Origin of the sequence: Enterobacter cloacae complex sp.6700776 (assembly GCF_048284255.1) — a bacterium.
GTDB lineage: Bacteria > Pseudomonadota > Gammaproteobacteria > Enterobacterales > Enterobacteriaceae > Enterobacter > Enterobacter intestinihominis.
This window is the reverse complement of sequence record NZ_JBLVYK010000050.1, coordinates 1-965: the sequence shown is the minus strand read 5'-3', so window position 1 is coordinate 965 and position 965 is coordinate 1. Positions and strand designations below refer to the sequence as shown.

The window sequence follows — 965 nt, the reverse complement described above, 5'->3', positions numbered from 1 at the left end:
CAGATCGATAACGCACCAGAAGAAAAAGCTCGTGGTATCACCATCAACACCTCTCACGTTGAGTATGACACCCCGACTCGCCACTACGCACACGTAGACTGCCCAGGCCACGCCGACTATGTTAAAAACATGATCACCGGTGCTGCGCAGATGGACGGCGCGATCCTGGTTGTTGCTGCGACTGACGGCCCTATGCCTCAGACTCGTGAGCACATCCTGCTGGGTCGTCAGGTAGGCGTTCCTTTCATCATCGTGTTCCTGAACAAATGCGACATGGTTGATGACGAAGAGCTGCTGGAACTGGTAGAGATGGAAGTTCGTGAACTGCTGTCTCAGTACGATTTCCCAGGCGACGATACTCCAATCGTTCGTGGTTCCGCGCTGAAAGCGCTGGAAGGCGACGCAGAGTGGGAAGCGAAAATCATCGAACTGGCTGGCTTCCTGGATTCTTACATCCCAGAACCAGAGCGTGCGATTGACAAGCCATTCCTGCTGCCAATCGAAGACGTATTCTCCATCTCCGGTCGTGGTACCGTTGTTACCGGTCGTGTAGAGCGCGGTATCATCAAAGTTGGTGAAGAAGTTGAAATCGTTGGTATCAAAGAGACTGCGAAGTCTACCTGTACTGGCGTTGAAATGTTCCGCAAACTGCTGGACGAAGGCCGTGCTGGTGAGAACGTTGGTGTTCTGCTGCGTGGTATCAAACGTGAAGAAATCGAACGTGGTCAGGTTCTGGCGAAGCCAGGCTCAATCAAGCCACACACCAAGTTCGAATCTGAAGTGTACATTCTGTCCAAAGACGAAGGCGGCCGTCATACTCCGTTCTTCAAAGGCTACCGTCCACAGTTCTACTTCCGTACAACTGACGTGACCGGTACCATCGAACTGCCAGAAGGCGTAGAGATGGTAATGCCAGGCGACAACATCAAGATGGTTGTGACTCTGATCCACCCAATCGCGATGGA

General features: G+C 52.5%; 1 protein-coding gene. It reads left to right on the top strand.

Features of this window, described 5'->3' with window-relative positions; translation table 11 throughout:
* A partial coding sequence (gene tuf / locus ACNQ0T_RS23140; protein ID WP_058645277.1) for an elongation factor Tu occupies nt 1–965 on the top strand: 965 nt, incomplete at both ends.